The sequence below is a fragment of the Rheinheimera sp. genome, assembly GCF_037442525.1.
Lineage (GTDB): Bacteria > Pseudomonadota > Gammaproteobacteria > Enterobacterales > Alteromonadaceae > Pararheinheimera.
Genome location: NZ_JBBIQD010000006.1, coordinates 156688 through 175874 on the forward strand (window position 1 = coordinate 156688; position 19187 = coordinate 175874).

A 19187-nucleotide genomic window follows, 5' to 3' on the forward strand; every position below is an offset into this window, starting at 1 on the left:
GTTACTCCACAAAACTGAAGGCTTGTTTGGACGCCAGAGCCTCGGTCAACGCCTGGCTGGGCTTCTCAACAAAGCTGCTGCCTTGCTGGTCAATAAAGAGCACTGGTAATTTCAGCTTGTCCGCCAGCGGCAGGCCCTGCTCGCTGCCCAGACACAAAAAAGCCGTGGACCAGGCGTCGGCCCAGGTGGCATCCGGGATCAGAATAGTTGTTGAGACTGTATGGTGCGTGACAGGCGCGCCGGTGCGACCGTCCAGAACATGGCTGTAACGGACACCGGCCTCATCATAAAAATGCCGGTAAGTACCAGACGTCATAATGGCCAGCGGTTGTGTTTGCTCAACAGCAATAATTTTCTGTAAGGTCTGCGAATCTGGCAGTGGCTTTTCTATCGCAATGCGCCATTGCTTTTGTTCAGGTTTGCGGCCCCGGCTTATCAGTTCCCCCCCCACTTCCACCAGATAGTTCTCAATACCGGCCTGGTCCATCAGTTTGGCCAGTTGCGCCACTGTGTAGCCCTGAGCAATGGACGACACATCAATACGCAGTGACGCTTGAGTTTTTGCCAGCTGGCTGTGGCTGACGGTTTTCACTTTATCCAGACCAATCAAGGCTTTGGTTTCTGCAATTTGCTCATCCGAGGGTTTGGTCAGCTTGTCACCACGAAAACCCCAAAGCTCAAAAAATGGCTTAATCGTCAGGTCATAACAGCCCTGGCTGTGGGCCGATACCTCACGGGCAATTTGCACCAGTTGCACCAGCTCAGTGCCAACTTCCACAGGTTCGGCACTTTGCTGGGCATTAAAGCCTTCAATCACCGAATCAGGTCTGTAGTTCGACATCAACTGATCAATACGATCCAGCTCTTGCTTCAGTTTTTGCTCAAGTGCAGCTTTATCGACCTGCTGCTCTGACCAATAGCTGACCATAAAAGTCGAGCCCTGAGCCGGGCCTGAGATCCGCTGAATGGGATCAGGGTCAGAACAGCCCAACACAGATAAGCTGACCACAACAAAACAACACAGACGATTCAATAACATAGCAATAAAACTGGCGGGAAAAGATGCGGCCAGTGTAATTTATCAGCCTGCTAAAATCCAGCCGCAGCGCGCCTGGCCGCCAGATTAGACGCCAGAATACGGGAGCTGGTCGCTGCAGTGGTGGGCAAAAAGGCTGCTCTGCGTTAGGGTAAGCGAGATAAGAAAAAATACTGAGGTTTCCTATGCAACACCCTGTTTTATTCCGTCATGCCCTGCTGGGGCTGAGCCTGCTGGCTGCCTTGCCCCAGGCCACATTCGCTGCCAGTTCCGCCTATTTTGAATCCGAAGATATTTTTGCACTGGAGTACGCCGCCGATCCGCAGGTATCGCCGGACGGCCGTTTTGTGGTCTATGTGCGGAACAGTAATGACATCATGACCGACGGCACCCACAGCAGTTTGTGGCTGATTGATGTGAAAACCGGTGCCCAGACACCACTTTTTGCGGACCAGTTTAATTACAGTCAACCACGCTGGTCTGATGATAGCTCCCGCATTGCCTTTATTTCCGATCGCAGCGGCTCACGTCAAATTCATGTGCATTACCTGAATCAGAATAAAACCGCTTTGGTCAGTCAGTTGCAAAAAAGTCCCGGTAACCTGAGCTGGTCACCGGATGGCAAACAACTGGCATTCACCATGAGTGTGCCAGCCGCACCGACAGCCTTGATGAAAAGCACCAAGCTGCCGAAAAAGCCTGAAGGTGCCAAATGGTCAGCGCCTTTTACCCTGATTGAACGCGCCAATTACCAAGCCGATGGTGCCGGTATTCTGAAGTCGGAATACCGTCATCTGTTTGTGGTGCCCGCCACAGGGGGCAAAGAGCGGCAACTGACCGATGGCGACTTCAACTACGGCGCTGACCTGAGCTGGACGCCGGACAGTCAGGGGCTGGTGTTTTCTGCCAATCTGAATAGAGACTGGGAGTATCAGCCACGTGACAGCGATTTGCATCAAATCAACCTGCAGACTGGCGCACTGACCCAGCTGACCTCCATGCCTGGCCAGGAAAGCGCAGCGGTTTTTTCACCAGACGGCAAAAAGCTGGCTTTTGTCTGGGGCAACAATGCCAAGGTGCCTTACACCAATGGCAAACTGAAGGTGATGGATCTGAAAAGCGGCAAAGTAACCGACCTTCAGGCCGGGCTGGACAGAGACATTGAGAATCCGCAGTGGCTGGATAATGACGAACTGGTGGTGCAGTTTGACGACCAGGGCAAACGCACTTTGGCCCGGGTCAGTTTATCCGGCAAACTGACGCCACTGACCAATGAATTGTCCGGTGCCGGTTTACCACAGCCGTATTTAAGCGGCGAATACAGCCTGAATAATGAAGTGATAGCTTTTACCCGTGGCACCCCGCAGCGGCCTGCCGATGTAGCGCTGCTGGTGGATGGCAAAACCCGGGTACTGACCGAATTAAATGAAGACCTGTTGGGCCATAAAAAGCTTGGGCAGGTGCATGAAATTCACTACAAATCGTCCTTTGATGGCGAAGCCATTCAGGGCTGGTATATCACCCCGCCCGATTTCGACCCTAACAAAAAGTACCCTCTGCTGCTGGAGATCCATGGGGGCCCGCATTTGGCCTATGGCCCGCATTTCAGCGCCGAAATGCAGCGGTTTGCTAAAGAAGGCTATGTAGTGTTTTACGACAATCACAGAGGCAGCACCTCCTATGGCGAGCGTTTCGCCATGTTGTTGCATGGTAAATACAGTTCGAAAGAGGATTACGCCGACCACGATTCAGGGGTCAACGCGATGATTGAACTGGGTTTTGTTGACCCGGATAACCTGTTTATTGCCGGGGGGTCAGCCGGGGGTATCGCCTCAGCTTATGCCGTTGGCCTGACTGACCGCTACAAAGCGGCTGTGGTCGCTAAACCTATTATTAACTGGTTGAGTAAAGTACTGACTGGGGATTCGTACCTGTACCAGACTTACCATCAGTTTCCGGGCACGCCTTGGGAAAATGTGGAGCACTACTGGCAACGTTCGCCCTTATCGCTGGTGGGCAATGTCAAAACCCCTGTGATGCTAATGACAGGCGAAGAAGACAGACGCACGCCGATCAGCGAATCAGAACAGTTTTATCAGGCGCTGAAGCTGCGCAAGGTCGACACTGTGATGGTACGTATCCCTGGCTCGCCACACGGAATTTCAAACAAACCCAGCCGAATGATTGGTAAAGTGGAATACAGCCTGGCCTGGTTTGCCAAATACCGAACCCAGCCCTAAACAGGCCTTGGGGTCAGAGTCCCGCTCTGGCCCCTGTCATCAAGGGTCAGCATTGTGTGGCTGGCATCATAAATGAGCCGACGACCTGCTGTTGCTGGTGGATTTCCACCACACAGAGCCGGCTGGGTAATAACTCATCACTCAAGCGCAGCTGTTTCACTGATTTCCCTGCAACTTTCAGTTCCACCTGTTCTGCTTCCACGGCACTGTTCAGTGTCGCCACCAGGCAAGGGTTGTGCACCATACGCTGATTCAGTGCCAAATCCAGATCCGCCACTCCAGCCACCCGGCTCAAGTCTTTATTCAGTTGGATTTGTAAATCCGGCGTCTGCGCGTTCAGAAAACCGTTGAAGCGGATATCAAACACCAGCATATCCGGGAAGGCTACATTTGCCTGCTCAGACTGCTCAAAGCTGTATTCATAACGGTAGCTGTCACCCAGGCGGGCTGGCCTCTGCAGTTCGCCAGTTAAAGGAAACAACTGGTGCCTGAAGCGGGTTAGCCAGTCCGGGCCATACACCCAGGCATAAAGTGCTGAACCTTTTGCCGCTTTGGCCTGATCCAGCCAGTAATCCTGCCAGAGTTGTTGTTTTTCCGCATCCAGCACGACTGACAACGCCGTGTCATCCGGACAACGGCTCTGCACACTGGCTTTCAATGGTTTCGCCACCTTCAGTGCATAAGACAACGCATTGCCTTCTGCATTGGCCTGACCGGTTTCTTCTGCCATCAGCACTGCACTGCACACCAGCAGAGGGAGCAAAAAAATTCGCATCAATTAGTATCCAGCCTTTGTTTAGGGTCGGGGTTAGACCAAGGGTCAGCCAAAAGGTGCCGTCAGTCCAGACATCGTCAGAGGAGCGGCAGTGTAGCAAAAACACAGCGCTTGGCCTAACGCTAAGGCAACCAGGCTGTACCCTGGCTGAAGCAAAGCGAAAAAAACAAAACCCGGCACCAGGCCGGGTTTTGTGCAGTGCTTAAACAGCCAGGCTTACATCATGCCCATGCCGCCCATGCCACCCATATCTGGTGCAGCTGGTGCATCTTTCTTCGGCAGTTCAGTCACCATAGCTTCGGTGGTGATCATCAGTGAACCGACAGAAGCAGCGAACTGCAGTGCAGAACGGGTCACTTTGGTTGGGTCCAGAATACCCATTTCGACCATATCACCGTAAGTGCCGTTGGCCGCGTTGTAACCGTAGTTGCCTTCACCGCCTTTCACTGCATTGACGACTACGGAAGGTTCGTCACCTGCGTTGTCGACGATCTGACGCAGTGGCGCTTCCATAGCGCGCAGCGCAATTTTGATACCGTGCGTCTGATCTTCGTTGGCACCGGTCAGGCCAGCAATTTTCGCTGCAACACGCACCAGAGCCACGCCACCGCCAGGCACCACACCTTCTTCAACGGCAGCACGGGTTGCGTGCAGCGCGTCTTCAACGCGGTGTTTTTTCTCTTTCATTTCAATTTCAGTAGCAGCACCGACTTTGATTACAGCCACACCGCCAGCCAGTTTGGCCAGACGCTCTTGCAGTTTTTCTTTGTCGTAATCAGAAGTGGCTTCTTCCACTTGCTGACGGATTTGTTTGATACGACCATCAATGGCGTCCTGCTCACCGGCACCGTCGATAATGGTGGTGTTGTCTTTAGTGACCACCACACGTTTAGCAGTACCTAAATCTTCCAGCGTGGCTTTTTCCAGTTCCAGACCGATTTCTTCAGAAATCACCACACCACCTGTCAGTACGGCAATGTCCTGCAGCATGGCTTTACGGCGGTCACCGAAACCAGGCGCTTTCACACCAGTCACTTTCACGATACCGCGCATGTTGTTTACAACTAAGGTTGCTAAGGCTTCGCTTTCGATGTCTTCAGCAATGATCAGCAGTGGCTTGCCAGATTTCGCCACACCTTCCAGCACTGGCAACAGCTCGCGAATGTTGCTGACTTTTTTGTCCACTGTCAGGATGAATGGGTTGTCCAGTTCCACCTGACCCGCTTCCTGGTTGTTGATGAAGTACGGAGACAGGTAACCGCGGTCAAACTGCATCCCTTCCACCACAGCCAGCTCATTCGCCAGACCCTGGCCTTCTTCGACGGTGATCACGCCTTCTTTGCCCACTTTGTCCATGGCGCTGGCAATGATTTCACCAATTTCAGTGTCTGAGTTGGCAGAAATAGTACCTACCTGAGCCACTGATTTGCTATCGGCACATGGCTGAGACAGTTTCTTTAACTCTTCCACCGCGGCAGCAACAGCTTTGTCGATACCACGTTTCAGGTCCATTGGGTTCATCCCAGCGGCAACAGCTTTGACACCTTCGTTGATGATGCTTTGCGCCAGTACAGTAGCAGTAGTAGTACCGTCACCGGCTTCATCATTGGCTTTAGACGCCACTTCTTTCACCATCTGAGCGCCCATGTTTTCGAACTTGTCTTCCAGCTCGATTTCTTTGGCCACTGACACACCGTCTTTGGTGATCAGCGGAGCGCCGAATGATTTATCCAGAATCACGTTACGGCCTTTCGGGCCTAAAGTAACGCGAACAGCATTCGCCAGAATGTTTACGCCTTTTAACATTTTATTGCGGGCGTCATCGCCAAAACGTACGTCTTTTGCTGCCATGTTTACTAATCCTCAAATTTGGTTTTCAGACGGAAAATTCAGTTATTCAGTGATAATGCCCAGGATGTTGTCTTCTTTGGTGATGACATATTCCTGACCGTCGATTTTTTCTGTGCGTTCTACATAAGCGCCGAAAATCACTTTGTCGCCTACTTTGACGTCTAATGGCTTCACTGAACCGTTTTCCAGAATACGGCCGTTACCTACTGCCACCACTTCGCCACGGGTAGACTTTTCAGCAGAAGCGCCAGTCAGCACAATGCCACCAGCGGATTTGCTTTCAGCTTCCAGACGCTTGATGATCACGCGATCGTGTAATGGACGAATGTTCATGCTTTTTTATCTCCTAAAAGCGAGTTTGTTTATAAATTAGCTGACGCTAAAAATTGAGTACTGGCTATATGGGGCAAAGCCCTTACAATCCCAAGGGCTGCTGCCGAAAAAAATGCCTGAGCCAGACTGATTGCACATTTTTCCAGCAAACAGACCCAAACCATGCAATAAAAACTGTGCCGCTCAGGTCAGTGAAGGTATGTCCAAATCAGGAGACCATGATGTTGCTTATTCTCTGCAACTGCCCCACTACAGCCGTCGCTGAGCAAATCAGCCATGACTTGCTGCAACGGCGTTTAATTGCCTGTGCGAATCTGTTGCCCCCAGTGCGTTCTGTTTACAACTGGCAAGAAAAAATAGAGCAGACACAAGAGATCCCTCTGCTGCTGAAAGCCCGTAAGCAGGATTATGTCCAGATAGAGCAGGCCATTCTGGCGTTGCATCCTTATCAGGTTCCGGAAATTATCGCTTTGCCTGTAGAATCTGCATTGGCGTCGTATCAGACTTGGCTGTATGAGGTAACTGAACGTGATTAGATCCTTACTGCTCTTTGTGTGTTTACTTTTTTCCCATCTCAGCCTGGCTCAGGTGCAACCTGGCGGCGTACTGGCTCAGCTGACTCAACAACCGCAATTTTTACCTGTTGAACAGGCCTTTGTGGCCGATTTTCGTCAGGACAGTAACGCACTGAAACTCAGCTTTACCATTGCAGACGGGTATTACCTTTATAAAGATAAATTTAAATTTGCCGGCGTGGATTTGAGTTTTTCCCACCCGCAGTTTCCACCAGGCCGCCTGATCACCGACGAATATTTTGGCGAGTCTGAGGTCTACTTTCACCAGGTGATCCTGGAAATTCCGCTGAGCCAGGTTGGGCCTGATGGCTTGCTTAAAGTGCGTTATCAAGGCTGTGCTGAAGCCGGGCTCTGCTACCCGGTACAGACCCTCGAAATTCCGCTTACCGCCACCACGGCGGCGGCAACAGCTCTGGTGCAGGCATCAGCCACAACGACAACAGAGGCCCCGGTATCTGAACAACTGCAGCTGCTGGGGCAATTGCAGGGCGATAACCTGGTCACCACGCTGGCGCTGTTTTTCCTGTTGGGACTGGGCCTGGCCTTCACGCCCTGTGTTTTTCCTATGTACCCTATTCTGACCAGCATTATTGTCGGACAGGGCCAGCAGCTCAGTGGTAAACGCGCATTCAGCCTGTCGATGGCTTATGTGCAGGGCATGGCCATCAGTTATTCTCTGTTAGGTTTATTGGTGGCCAGCCTGGGCTTGCAATTCCAGACTTACTTTCAGCACCCGGCGGTGTTAGTGGCCATCAGTGTCTTATTTGTGCTGCTGGCGCTGTCGATGTTTGGTGTGTTTAACCTGAGCCTGCCAGAACGTTGGCTCAGTAAAGTGAACCAGCTGTCCAACCAACAGCAAGGTGGCAGTGTCAAAGGCGCCGTTGTGATGGGCGTGTTGTCCGGTCTGGTGGCCTCCCCTTGCACCACAGCACCGCTGACAGCAGCGCTTTTGTATGTGGCGCAATCCGGCAATCTGGCACTTGGTGCGCTGACGCTGTACATCCTGAGTATGGGCATGGGCTTACCTTTATTAGTGCTGGGCAGCACAGGCGGGAAATTCTTACCCAAAGCTGGCGCCTGGATGAATGCGGTCAAAACCATTTTTGCGTTTTTGCTGCTGGCAGTGCCGGTCTGGCTGTTATCCCGTTTTGTGCCGTTTTCCGCCGTGGTGGTTGCGTCGAGCCTGCTGCTGTTGATGCTGGCGGTGTATCTGCATGCGTTATCCCGTCAGTTACAGCAGCCTCTGGCTCAAAGCAGCAGCTGGGTGCTGGCCCTTAGCCTGGTGCTCGGTACCGTCGGCGCAAACTTATGGTACTGGCTGCCAGCACCTGCTGTGACGACCGCTCAGCCTGTGGCACAAGCCGGCTTCCGGACTCTGGATACACTGGAAGAATTGCAACAAGCGGTGCAGCAAGCCTCGGCAGAAGGCAAACCTGTGCTGGTTGATTTGTTTGCTGAGTGGTGTGTGGCCTGTAAAGAGTTTGAACACATCACCTTTGCTGACGCCGACGTCAAAACCCTGATGAACCAGTTTGTGTTGATTAAAATCGACGTGACAGAAGCCAACGAGATTGATCAGCAAGTGCTGGATCATTTTCAGGTGATTGGCCTGCCAACCTTGCTGCTTTTTGGCAAAAACGGCCAGGAACTGACGCAATCCCGCGTCACCGGCTTTATGGGACCTGCTGATTTTCAGCGTCATTTAACCGCAATACTGAACCAATAATCTTGGCATTGGTCACAAGCAAAGTCAGTTCTGTACTGGCTTTGCGCTCTTTTAGCTGCCATCGTCCACCACCAGCCAAAAAAGTTCCGCTCTGCTGATAAGACCAGTATTTTGCTGCCATTTGCAACGATTTCACTATAATAAGGCGCAAAACTGCAGGACCACCTGGCCTCTGCTTAAAAAAGATGCAATTGTACAGCTGCTCTGGCAGGATAAACTGCACAATAAGAATTTTTGGGGAACTTCGCGTATTATGGCGTCAAAATTAAAGATTTTGCTGCTCAATGGCCCAAATCTGAACATGCTCGGAAAACGTGAGCCTCAGATCTATGGTTCCCAGACTCTGGCCCAGATTGTCAGCCAACTGACCGAACAAGCCGCAGCAATGCAGGTCGAGCTCAGCCATCTGCAATCCAATGCCGAGCATGAGCTGATTGATGCCATTCATCAGGCGATGGGCGAACAGGATTACATTCTGATTAACCCGGGCGCTTTTACTCATACCAGTATTGCACTTCGTGATGCGCTGCTCAGCGTCGCCATTCCTTTTATTGAAGTGCATTTGTCCAATGTACATGCCCGCGAACCCTTCCGGGCGCACTCGTATTTGTCCGATATAGCCAAAGGGGTGATCTGTGGTTTTGGCGCCATGGGTTACCAGTTTGCATTGCAAGCAGCTGTATCGCAGTTATCAACAAAATCAACCAATTAACTATCCACTACAACACAGGCACTTATGTCATGGATATCAGAAAAATTAAAAAATTGATCGAACTGCTGGAAGAATCAGGTATTAACGAACTGGAAATCACCGAAGGTGAAGAATCGGTTCGAATCAGCCGCAACGGCCCTGTTCAGCAGTATGCACCGGTTCAATACGCCGCAGCTCCGGCTCCGGTCGCAGCCCCTGTAGCAGCTGCCGCAGCAGCCCCGACTGAGGCGGCCAAACCAGCCATCTCGGGTCACCAGATGCGTTCTCCTATGGTCGGTACTTTCTACCGTGCCGCGTCGCCAACCGCCAAATCCTTCGTTGAGGTAGGTCAGAGCGTCAAAGTCGGTGATACCCTGTGCATCGTGGAAGCGATGAAAATGATGAACCAGATCCAGGCCGATAAAGCCGGTACTGTGACGCAAATTCTGGTGGAAAACGGCGAGCCGGTAGAGTTTGACCAGCCCTTGTTTGTGATCGAATAACAGAAGGCAGTCCCATGCTAGAAAAAGTCCTGATCGCCAACCGGGGGGAAATAGCGCTGCGTATTTTACGCGCCTGTAAAGAACTCGGTATTAAAACAGTGGCGGTGCATTCGACTGTCGATCGCAACCTGAAACATGTGTTGCTGGCCGACGAAACCATTTGCATCGGCCCGGCCCCATCACCACAAAGTTATCTGAACATTCCGGCTTTGATTGCGGCCGCGGAAGTGACCAATGCCCAGGCTATTCACCCTGGATATGGTTTTTTGGCTGAACGGGCCGACTTTGCGCAGCAAGTGGAAGAAAGTGGCCTGATTTTTATCGGCCCGCGCCCCGAATCCATCAGTCTGATGGGTGACAAGGTTTCTGCCATTGAAGCGATGAAAAAAGCTGGTGTACCTTGTGTACCGGGCTCCGATGGTGCCGTCGGTGACGACGCTGAGACGAACAAAGCTATTGCCAAACGTATTGGCTACCCGATCATTGTCAAAGCCGCTGGCGGCGGTGGTGGCCGTGGTATGCGGGTGGTTCGTGCTGAAGAAGAGCTGGTATCGTCCATCGAGATGACCAAAGCAGAAGCCAAAGCTGCCTTTGGTAACGACATGGTGTACATGGAGAAATTCCTGGAAAACCCACGCCACATCGAAATTCAGGTGCTGGCGGACGGTCAGGGTAATGCCATCCATTTGGGCGAACGTGACTGTTCCATGCAGCGCCGTCACCAGAAGGTAGTGGAAGAAGCACCGGCGCCGGGCATTACCCAGCAGCAACGTGACTTTATCGGCGGCCGTTGTGTGCAGGCCTGTATTGACCTGAATTACCGTGGTGCCGGTACTTTCGAGTTCCTGTACGAAAACGGCGAGTTCTACTTTATTGAAATGAACACCCGTATTCAGGTTGAACACCCTGTGACAGAAATGATCACAGGTGTGGATCTGATCAAAGAGCAGCTGCGTGTTGCCGCCGGCGAAAAGCTGCGTCTGAAACAAAGTGATGTAGTGATCCGCGGCGCCGCAGTGGAGTGCCGGATCAACGCTGAAGATGCCAAGACCTTTATCCCGTCGCCTGGCACCATCACCCGCTTCCACCCACCGGGTGGTAACGGTGTGCGTTGGGATTCACACATCTATGCAGATTACACAGTGCCGCCAAACTACGACTCCATGGTCGGCAAGCTGATCACTTACGGTGAAAACCGTGATATCGCCTTAGCGCGGATGCGCAACGCACTGAGCGAGCTGGTGGTCGGTGGCATTAAAACCAATATCGAACTGCATAAGCTGATTATGAACGACGAAAACTTTAATAAAGGTGGCACCAATATCCACTATTTAGAGCATAAACTCGGTCTGAAGTAAGAGTGCTGAAAATAACCTGAAGGGTCAGAGCCAAAGCTCTGACCCTTTTTGTTTTTTATTGCTACAATTCGCCCCCTGCTTTTACCGCTGAACGAGTTTTTGTATGCCTTGGATCCAACTTCGTGTGCACAGCACAGAAAAACAAGCTGAACAGGTCAGTGACATGCTGATGAGCTGGGGAGCCCAGGCCGTCAGTTTTGTCGACGCCGCCGACACCCCTATTTATGAACCCATGCCTGGGGAAGTGCTGTATTGGACCAATACGGTCGTAGTGGGTCTGTTTGATGCTGAACACCCGATGCCCAAAGTGATCCGCCAGCTGGAACAAGCCGCCATCTTTAAACAAGGTGTGCAGTACAAGCTGGAACAGCTGGAAGATAAAGACTGGGAACGCGAATGGATGGATAACTTCCACCCTATTCAGTTTGGCAAACGGCTGTGGGTCTGTCCCAGCTGGCGTGATATTCCGGACCCGTCAGCAGTCAATGTGATGCTGGACCCAGGCCTGGCCTTTGGTACTGGTACCCACCCGACAACCTCCTTATGTATGGAATGGCTGGATGCGCAGGATTTAAGCCAAAGTACAGTGGTTGATTTTGGTTGTGGCTCCGGCATTTTAGGCATAGCCGCATTGAAATTGGGTGCTGCCCGGGTGATTGGCATTGATATCGACCCTCAGGCCATTGAAGCCAGCAAAGCAAATGCAGAGCGCAACGGTGTTGCAGGACAAATTGAGCTGTACTTACCAAAAGACCAGCCAAGTCTGCAGGCTGATGTGGTGGTGGCCAATATTCTGGCGGGGCCTTTGGCGGAACTCAGCAGCGTGATCAGTGCTTATGTTCGCAGCGGAGGTTTACTTGCATTGTCTGGCATTCTGGAAAGCCAGGCCGATTCCGTGATTGCTGCCTATCAGACTGAATTCGAATTTGACCCTGTGGCGGTCAAAGAAGAATGGGTTCGTCTGACGGCCCGTAAGCGTTAATCAATTCGGCAGGTGGCCACAGCCACCTGCGGTACAGCACTTCATACTAAATCACCCAACGCGCCGGTAAAAATACCGCAGCCGCCACGTAAGCCACCAGGACCGCAACTGGAAAACACAAAGCCAGCAGGATCACCAAGGCTCTGACCAGCCAGACGGGTTGGTCATAATAACTGGCAAAGCCAGCGCAGACCCCTGCAATTTTCCGTCGCGCTTTGTTGATAAACCACGAACCATCATTGATTGTTCTCATTTGTCATACTCCCCCGTCTGTTGTCTGACCTTCTGATCCAGAAACCACATCATTGCTGCCAGAGCCCAGACGACTGCAATGTTAAGCATTACCAGCGTCATGTTATTTGCCTGCAGTGGTGAATTTATTAACACTCGTCGTAAGCCCAAACAGCCACAACACTTAACCAAGCCATTACGACAGCGAAAGCTACCATTTCCATTTTATCTCTCCTCAAGTTAGTCAATTTAGTGATCAGCGATTTACTGATATCTATCTAATTCAACTTTGATGCCAAATTTTGAAATTATTTTTTCACTATAAATATCAATAAGTTAACTGCATTAAATGCAAGCTAATTAACCCGGCGTGACGATTAAATATCGCACAAATAAATTTTTGACCACTTTTTAGTCAAAATGATTATGTTGCAGGTAAAGGTGGACCAATGGGCAAAGAAATGAAAACAGGCTTTGTAACAGAATGGCGAATCAGCCAATGCAAACGAGAAGCCCAGAGCAGATGTAAAAAACCCGGTACTGCTAAGACCGGGTTATCGTAGGGATTTTTAGCGGCTGACTCAGCCAGTGCCACAACAGGGAGATCACTCCGACACTGGCGACAGGTAATAAAAACAACCCTAACAGCCAGACAGTTAACATCAGCATCCGTTACTCTCCGGTCTGATCGATAATTTTCACCACCGGGGCTTTGTCAGTCACTGCCTGCTCAGTTTGTTGTGGTGCGGCTGCAGCAGTTAACTGAGCCATGCTTTGCTCTGCCTGCATCAATACAGAGTATTTAATGTCACTGATCTGTTTGGCAATAAAATCAGCCGTCAGGGCTTTTACACTGAAATCAGTCAGGGTTGCTAAATCAACCTGCGTTGCCTGAGCAGGCACAGAGATAGCGGATACAGACAGTACAGCGGCAGCAATTAAAGTTTTCATCGTGATTCTCCATTGGGTTAAGGACAATCAGATAGTTCAATTGCTGTGCCAAACTGAATAAAAAAATAATATTTTAATAAACAACAACTTGGAGTATTAGCTTTACTCATCCATTTCAGCGAAAACCGTAGGAATAAAAAAAGTGGTGAAATTCACCACTTTTTAGCTATCTGTTTGGCACCTTGGCCAAGGCATCCAATAACACCTGTGGACCGCTGTCAGGCAAATGCCCAACCTCACTTAAATGACGTCGCCACAAGCGGGCTCCGGGCACTCCCTGAAACAAACCAAGCATATGACGGGCTATATGCCAAAATCGGCTGCCAGTGGCCATCTGCCGTTCTATATAAGGGATCATCAGTTCCACCACCTGATGCGGTGTTGGAACAGCCCTGTTGTCCTGATAAATGGCCTGGTCAATTTCAGCCAGCAATAAGGGGTTGGTATACACCTCGCGCCCTACCATCACGCCATCCACATGCTGCAAATGGCTCAGGCAGTCATCCACCGTTTTGACACCGCCGTTAATACTGATATCAAGCTGCGGAAAATCCTGTTTCAACTGGTACACACGCGGGTAATCCAACGGCGGAATTTCGCGGTTCTCTTTAGGACTTAAACCACTGAGCCAGGCTTTACGGGCATGCACAATAAACTGCTGGCAACCTGCGTCGCTGATGGTGCCAATAAAATCAACCAGAAACTGGTAACTGTCGAGCTCATCAATGCCAATGCGGCTTTTTACTGTCACCGGTATGTCCACTGCATCTGCCATGGCTTTCACGCAATCAGCCACCCGTTGTGGTTGTGCCATCAGGCAGGCGCCAAACATACCGTTTTGCACTCTGTCCGACGGACAGCCTACGTTGATATTAATAGCGTCATAGCCCCGTTCTTCACAAAGTTTGGCGCAACGCGCCATATCTTTCGGATCAGAACCGCCCAGCTGCACCACTAAAGGATGTTCTTCCTCGTTAAAGCCCAGATAATCACCCTGGCCATAAATAATGGCTCCTGTCGTCACCATCTCGGTATACAGCACTGCATGTTGTGACAACAGACGATGAAAATAACGACAATGTTTGTCTGTCCAATCGAGCATGGGCGCAACGGAGAAACGGTGGGAGAGTTGGCTGTGTGGCATGTGGCAATCGGCTCAGTTATCAGGTTTCGCTGCCTGGACAGGCTGGCCCGGGCAAGGCAGCGATTCTAGCCGATTTTCCATGAAATTTCAGCTTTGATAGCTGGCCAGCATCAGACTGTAACGTTTAAACAGGCGCAGGCAGCCAATCAAATGCTCACCTTGCAACAAAGGCAACTGACCTGAACGTACCTTGTTCCTCTTCAGCAAAGCCAATTGGTAACCCGTCATACGCAGCAGTGGCCGGCGTTCATACTCAGGAAACCATGAACCGTTAAAGTGGTGAATACTGTAGTTAGGCAACCCGGCTTCCGGTGTACAGAAGTAATGACTCGGGTAAATTACAGCTCCTGGTTCCAACTGCACCTGGCCAGCCCCCTGATACGGAGCCTGCAAACCAAAGCGCTGCGCAAAGTACTCTGCAATCAATCCCGTATTGGGCGTCAAATCCAGAGAACCATCATTGCGGGTAAACGAGCGGTGCTGATACATATGCAACAATTCAGTGATAATGGGGTTAGCAGCTTCTGCGCCCATTAATGCAGTGACGGGTGCATAACGGTTTTTAAAGCGTTCAAACCCTGTGACAAAGCGGTGCTGGCGGAATAGTTCTAAGCTTCCTGTCAGTTCCAGATCCGTATCCAGGTAAAACCCGCCCTGGCTGGCTAACGCATAGAGGCGCAGGTAATCCGAAACAAAAGCCCACTTACCTGCCGCAAAGGCCTGCCTGGCATACGCATTGTCGGTCGCCATAAATTTTTCATTATTCCACTCCACCAGCTGGTAGTCCGGCGCATACCGTCGCCAACTTTCGATACAGCGCTCCACCAATTCAGTCTTTTTGTTGGGACCGACCCAGACATAATGAATAATCTTTGGAATAGCCATAGTTTGCTCCTTTACGCTGTGGCTATGGTATAAAACTGCCGTCAGGCAAGAAGTGAACATTGTTTATTTGATGTGATGAATTGTTACTGAATAGCTTCTGCCCGTACTGGGCACGGCGGAGTTCTGGTGTCCATCGGCATCTGTGTTAAACTGCGTCAGATTTTAATGGAGTCTGTTATGTCGATTGAGTCGCTCGTCAGCCGGGCCCGCCATATTTGCGAAGTCAATGGTGCCCGTTTTACCAGTATTCGCGAAAAAGTATTTCGCCTGCTGGCTGATACCCATGGTGGTATAGGTGCCTATGAATTATTAGACCAACTCAAACAAACAGAGCCTGCCGCCAAACCAGCCACCATTTACCGGGCTTTGGATTTTCTGACCGAGCAGGGGTTTATTCATAAAATTGAATCCAGCAATGCTTTTTTGCTGTGTCACCACTTTGAAGAGCATCACCCGGCACAACTGTTGATCTGTGATCGCTGCAATCATGTTGAAGAATTACACTCCACACCGCTGCAACAAGAGTTCCAACGGTTGGCATCAGAAAAAGGCTTTTTAATTCAACGGCAAACTATAGAAGCCCATGGGATTTGCCAATCTTGTCTTAAAAAAGAGGCAAACAGCTGAATCTGCTTGACGCTGCTTGGCGTCAGTCGTTATTTTAGTGAACAGTATCGTATTTTTTTGTAAACTGACGCGGAAAACTTCATACCAAAACAATAAGCTAGACTTGAGTTCTGATAGCAACAGACCTAACCTTTCTGAGAAGCCAGAGACAAGTCCGGTTCTGAACAGGCAAATTACATGAATGTTGAGTATGTAAACCCATTTCTTTCTTCGCTGGTCAATGTGCTGGCGACTATGGCCAGCACCAAGATAGTTCCAGGTCAGCCCCGACTGAAAAAAGACGAAGTGGCCCGGGGTGAAGTGTCTGGTTTAATAGGTATGATTGGCCCTACCACCAAAGGCTCCTTTTCTGTTACTTTTGAAGAATCTCTGGCGCTGGAAATTATGGCGCGTATGTTGGGTGAGCGCCCGGCGGCAATCAACGAAGAAGTCACAGATATGGTCGGGGAAATCACCAATATGGTCACTGGTGGTGCCAAACGTATTTTAGGTGAAAAAGGCTACGAATTTAATATGGCCACTCCAGTCGTAGTGTCTGGAAAAGGGCACACCATTACCCATAAAACCACAGGGGCCAAAATCTTAATGCCTTTTGATTCTGATCACGGCAAAGTTTTTATTGAAGTCAGTTTCGATGAATAAAGCGTTCTTCTGCAACAAAACCGGCTGATGCCGGTTTTTTTTATTTCTGCGGTCCGGTGCTTCATGCGAAAGACCGCGTTTGTTTCTATAGGTAGTGCATTTCGACCCGGCTGGTGATATTGCACAGCAGTTCATAAGGAATGGTCTGCACTTTGGCGGCAATTTCTTCCACTGGCAAACCTTGCCCCCATAACACCACTTCGTCACCCTGTTCTATTGGGTCATTCCCAATATCCACAGTGGTCATGTCCATTGATACCCGGCCTACTATAGGGTAGCGCTTGCCTTTAATCAGCATTTCACAGTGATTACCGGCATTACGTGGATAACCGTCACCATAGCCTATAGCCACCACCGCAAGACGGGTCGGCTGAGTTGCAGTCCAGCTGCCGCCATAACCCACCTTATCTCCGGCCTGCACAGTGCGCACGGCAATCACACTGCTGCAAAACGTCATAACAGGCTGCAAATGGAGGGCTGACGCATCCCCGTCTTCCAGCGGAGAGACACCATAGAGTGCAAGGCCAGGCCGCACCCAGTCGCCATGGCTTTGTGGCCAGGCAAAGACACCCGCCGAATTGGCCAGGCAAAGCTCGCCCTGACAACCCTCAACAACAGAAAAAAACTGCTGCATTTGCTGCGTCGTCGCAGGGCTCTTCAGCTCATCTGCACAGGCGAAATGGGTCATCAACCGCATGGGTTTGATCACATTCGGGCTTTGACTCAACTGTTGGTAAGCCTGTAAAAACTCATCCGGTAATAAGCCTAAGCGGTGCATGCCAGAATCCAGCTTTAACCAGACCTGCACAGCTGCATCCAGCCGCGCCTGAACCAGGGCTTCAACCTGTGAAGGATGATGAACCACTATCTGCAGATTGCTGGCGACCACCTGAGGTAATTCGTCTGCATGAAAAAAACCTTCCAGCAGCACTATGGGTTTGACCACGCCACCAGCACGTAACATCAGCGCTTCATCAATACGGGCCACACCAAAAGCATTGGCATCTTTGAGGGTTTCAGCCACCTTCAGCAAACCATGGCCATAAGCATTGGCTTTAAGGACTGCCAGAACTTTGCTGTCTGGTGCAGTGTCACGTACCCGCTGTAAGTTATGCAGCAAGGCCATTGTGTCAATACGGGCCTGAGGACGACGGCTCATTAATACTCATCCTCAAAACGGGCGGTACCGGCATAGTTGTCAAAGCGGGAGAAACGGCCATGGAAAGTCAGGCGAATACGGCCTATAGGGCCGTTACGCTGTTTACCGATAATGACTTCTGCGGTGCCTTTGTCCGGGCTGTCGTCGTTATATACTTCGTCCCGGTAAATAAACATAATTAAATCGGCGTCCTGCTCTATAGAACCGGACTCACGCAAGTCAGAGTTCACCGGCCTTTTATCGGCCCGCTGCTCCAAAGAACGGTTCAGCTGCGACAGCGCAACCACTGGCACCTTGAGCTCTTTTGCCAAGGCTTTTAATGAACGCGAAATCTCTGCTATTTCCAAGGTGCGGTTTTCTGATAAACCCGGCACCGTCATCAGCTGCAGGTAGTCCACCATAATCATACTGAGGCCACCATGCTCACGCGCCACCCGGCGGGCCCTGGAGCGCACTTCGGTCGGTGTCAGACCAGAGCCATCATCAATATACATTTTGCCTTTGGCATTGAGCAGCTCAATGGCCGAAGATAAACGCGCCCAGTCTTCATCATCCAGTTGACCTGTCCGCACTTTGGTCTGGTCGATACGGCCGAGGGACGCCAGCATACGCATCATGATTTGTTCGGACGGCATCTCTAAACTGAAGATCAGCACTGGCTTGTCGCTGGTAATAGCAGCATGTTCACAGAGGTTCATCGCAAAGGTGGTTTTACCCATGGACGGACGGGCGGCGACGATAATCAAGTCAGACGGCTGCAGACCATTGGTCATTTTATCCAGGTCCATATAACCGGTGGAGACACCGGTTATACCGCCATTGCTGGGGTTACGGAACAGCTCGTCAATTTTGTCGATGGTTTTCGCCAGAATGTCATGAATAGGTTCTGGCCCTTCATTGGCATTGGCGCGCTGCTCGGCAATTTTGAATACTTTGGTTTCTGCAAAGTCCAACAGCTCAGCGCTGTTACGGCCTTGCGGGTCATAACCGGCATCGGCAATATCGTGCGCAACCGCAATCATATCGCGTACCACTGCACGTTCACGGACTATATCGGCATAGGCCAGAATATTGGCAGCGCTTGGGGTATTTTTGGCAATTTCACCTAAATAGGCAAAACCGCCGACGTCACTCAACTGCTGATTGCGTTCTAAATCTTCAGAGACTGTAATTAAGTCAATGGGCTGATTGGCTTCCGCGACACGCGCCATAGCCGAGAAAATAAAGCGGTGCGAGCGCAGGTAAAAATCCTGCTCCACCACTTTTTCCGCCACTTTGTCCCAGGCGTCATTGTCCAGCATCAAACCGCCCAGTACGGACTGTTCGGCTTCAATAGAATGAGGCGGCATCTTCACCGCAGCGACTTGTTTGTCTTTTTGTTTGTCCATAGACCTGAAGTTCAGGCGAAACGCCCGATAACGAAGAGTCAGTAAAGGTGCTTAGCCTACCATAGGCAGAAGGCAGCAGCAGAGAGATTT

The 19187-nt window shown here is 50.8% G+C and carries 20 protein-coding genes; 9 read left to right on the plus strand and 11 right to left on the minus strand.

What is annotated here, in order from left to right; translation table 11 throughout:
* Position 1 precedes the first annotated feature (1 nt).
* Complete coding sequence (locus WKJ03_RS11140) at positions 2 to 1039, minus strand: FAD:protein FMN transferase (protein WP_337842281.1); 1038 nt, start codon at positions 1037 to 1039, stop codon at positions 2 to 4.
* A gap of 182 nt (positions 1040 to 1221) precedes the next feature.
* On the opposite strand from WKJ03_RS11140, the gene WKJ03_RS11145 reads away from it, so the two are divergent.
* The gene (locus WKJ03_RS11145) at positions 1222 to 3276 is read left to right on the plus strand and encodes a S9 family peptidase (protein WP_337842282.1); all 2055 of its coding nucleotides are present in this window, start codon (positions 1222 to 1224) and stop codon (positions 3274 to 3276) included.
* Between the two features lie 46 nt (positions 3277 to 3322).
* Here WKJ03_RS11145 and WKJ03_RS11150 read toward each other — a convergent pair whose 3' ends face one another.
* The 3 genes from WKJ03_RS11150 to WKJ03_RS11160 all read right to left on the minus strand — a co-directional run bounded on the left by WKJ03_RS11150 (position 3323) and on the right by WKJ03_RS11160 (position 6235).
* Positions 3323 to 4051, minus strand: a complete 729-nt coding sequence (locus tag WKJ03_RS11150; RefSeq protein WP_337842283.1) for a hypothetical protein — start codon at positions 4049 to 4051, stop codon at positions 3323 to 3325.
* A 216-nt stretch (positions 4052 to 4267) separates the two neighbouring features.
* A complete protein-coding gene (gene groL, locus WKJ03_RS11155) occupies positions 4268 to 5902 on the minus strand; it encodes a chaperonin GroEL (protein WP_337842284.1) in 1635 nt (544 codons plus the stop codon).
* A 42-nt stretch (positions 5903 to 5944) separates the two neighbouring features.
* Positions 5945 to 6235, minus strand: coding sequence for a co-chaperone GroES (locus WKJ03_RS11160; protein ID WP_337842285.1), 291 nt, complete (start codon positions 6233 to 6235; stop codon positions 5945 to 5947).
* A 221-nt stretch (positions 6236 to 6456) separates the two neighbouring features.
* Between WKJ03_RS11160 and cutA the strand changes: the two genes are divergently transcribed.
* From cutA to prmA, 6 genes are all read left to right on the plus strand, one after another.
* Complete coding sequence (cutA, locus tag WKJ03_RS11165; RefSeq protein WP_337842286.1) at positions 6457 to 6771, plus strand: divalent-cation tolerance protein CutA; 315 nt, start codon at positions 6457 to 6459, stop codon at positions 6769 to 6771.
* Positions 6764 to 8536: a protein-disulfide reductase DsbD gene (locus tag WKJ03_RS11170; protein WP_337842287.1), complete on the plus strand. Its 1773-nt coding sequence runs from the start codon at positions 6764 to 6766 to the stop codon at positions 8534 to 8536. Before cutA ends, WKJ03_RS11170 begins: the two co-directional genes overlap by 8 nt.
* A 253-nt stretch (positions 8537 to 8789) precedes the next feature.
* Positions 8790 to 9248 (plus strand): type II 3-dehydroquinate dehydratase, encoded by a 459-nt coding sequence (gene aroQ, locus WKJ03_RS11175; RefSeq protein ID WP_337842288.1) that lies wholly within the window; start codon positions 8790 to 8792, stop codon positions 9246 to 9248.
* A gap of 29 nt (positions 9249 to 9277) precedes the next feature.
* Positions 9278 to 9730 carry an acetyl-CoA carboxylase biotin carboxyl carrier protein gene (gene accB / locus WKJ03_RS11180; RefSeq protein ID WP_337842289.1) on the plus strand — a complete coding sequence of 151 codons (453 nt, stop codon included), beginning with the start codon at positions 9278 to 9280 and terminating at the stop codon, positions 9728 to 9730.
* A 14-nt stretch (positions 9731 to 9744) separates the two neighbouring features.
* Entirely contained in the window at positions 9745 to 11088 is a 1344-nt protein-coding gene (gene accC, locus WKJ03_RS11185; protein WP_337842290.1) for an acetyl-CoA carboxylase biotin carboxylase subunit, read from the plus strand.
* A gap of 103 nt (positions 11089 to 11191) precedes the next feature.
* Entirely contained in the window at positions 11192 to 12070 is an 879-nt protein-coding gene (gene prmA / locus WKJ03_RS11190; RefSeq protein WP_337842291.1) for a 50S ribosomal protein L11 methyltransferase, read from the plus strand.
* A 46-nt stretch (positions 12071 to 12116) separates the two neighbouring features.
* Here prmA and WKJ03_RS11195 read toward each other — a convergent pair whose 3' ends face one another.
* The 5 genes from WKJ03_RS11195 to WKJ03_RS11215 all read right to left on the minus strand — a co-directional run bounded on the left by WKJ03_RS11195 (position 12117) and on the right by WKJ03_RS11215 (position 15281).
* The gene (locus WKJ03_RS11195) at positions 12117 to 12323 is read right to left on the minus strand and encodes a PspC domain-containing protein (protein ID WP_337842292.1); all 207 of its coding nucleotides are present in this window, start codon (positions 12321 to 12323) and stop codon (positions 12117 to 12119) included.
* Between the two features lie 521 nt (positions 12324 to 12844).
* Positions 12845 to 12970 carry a hypothetical protein gene (locus tag WKJ03_RS11200; protein ID WP_337842293.1) on the minus strand — a complete coding sequence of 42 codons (126 nt, stop codon included), beginning with the start codon at positions 12968 to 12970 and terminating at the stop codon, positions 12845 to 12847.
* Positions 12971 to 12973: 3 nt separating this feature from the next.
* Positions 12974 to 13252 carry a hypothetical protein gene (locus WKJ03_RS11205; RefSeq protein WP_337842294.1) on the minus strand — a complete coding sequence of 93 codons (279 nt, stop codon included), beginning with the start codon at positions 13250 to 13252 and terminating at the stop codon, positions 12974 to 12976.
* A 166-nt stretch (positions 13253 to 13418) separates the two neighbouring features.
* Positions 13419 to 14396 (minus strand): tRNA dihydrouridine(20/20a) synthase DusA, encoded by a 978-nt coding sequence (gene dusA / locus WKJ03_RS11210; RefSeq protein ID WP_337842295.1) that lies wholly within the window; start codon positions 14394 to 14396, stop codon positions 13419 to 13421.
* Between the two features lie 87 nt (positions 14397 to 14483).
* Positions 14484 to 15281, minus strand: coding sequence for a glycosyltransferase (locus WKJ03_RS11215; RefSeq protein ID WP_337842296.1), 798 nt, complete (start codon positions 15279 to 15281; stop codon positions 14484 to 14486).
* 177 nt (positions 15282 to 15458) lie between these two features.
* Here WKJ03_RS11215 and WKJ03_RS11220 point away from each other — a divergent pair, with 177 nt between their 5' ends.
* Together WKJ03_RS11220 and WKJ03_RS11225 are read left to right on the plus strand one after the other, a co-directional pair.
* Positions 15459 to 15908, plus strand: a complete 450-nt coding sequence (locus WKJ03_RS11220; protein ID WP_337842297.1) for a transcriptional repressor — start codon at positions 15459 to 15461, stop codon at positions 15906 to 15908.
* A gap of 177 nt (positions 15909 to 16085) precedes the next feature.
* Complete coding sequence (locus tag WKJ03_RS11225; RefSeq protein ID WP_337842298.1) at positions 16086 to 16550, plus strand: chemotaxis protein CheX; 465 nt, start codon at positions 16086 to 16088, stop codon at positions 16548 to 16550.
* An 85-nt stretch (positions 16551 to 16635) separates the two neighbouring features.
* Here the strand turns inward: WKJ03_RS11225 and alr are convergent, their stop codons facing one another.
* Complete coding sequence (alr, locus tag WKJ03_RS11230) at positions 16636 to 17709, minus strand: alanine racemase (RefSeq protein ID WP_337842299.1); 1074 nt, start codon at positions 17707 to 17709, stop codon at positions 16636 to 16638.
* Complete coding sequence (gene dnaB / locus WKJ03_RS11235; RefSeq protein WP_337842300.1) at positions 17709 to 19097, minus strand: replicative DNA helicase; 1389 nt, start codon at positions 19095 to 19097, stop codon at positions 17709 to 17711. Before dnaB ends, alr begins: the two co-directional genes overlap by 1 nt.
* Positions 19098 to 19187: the final 90 nt, after the last annotated feature.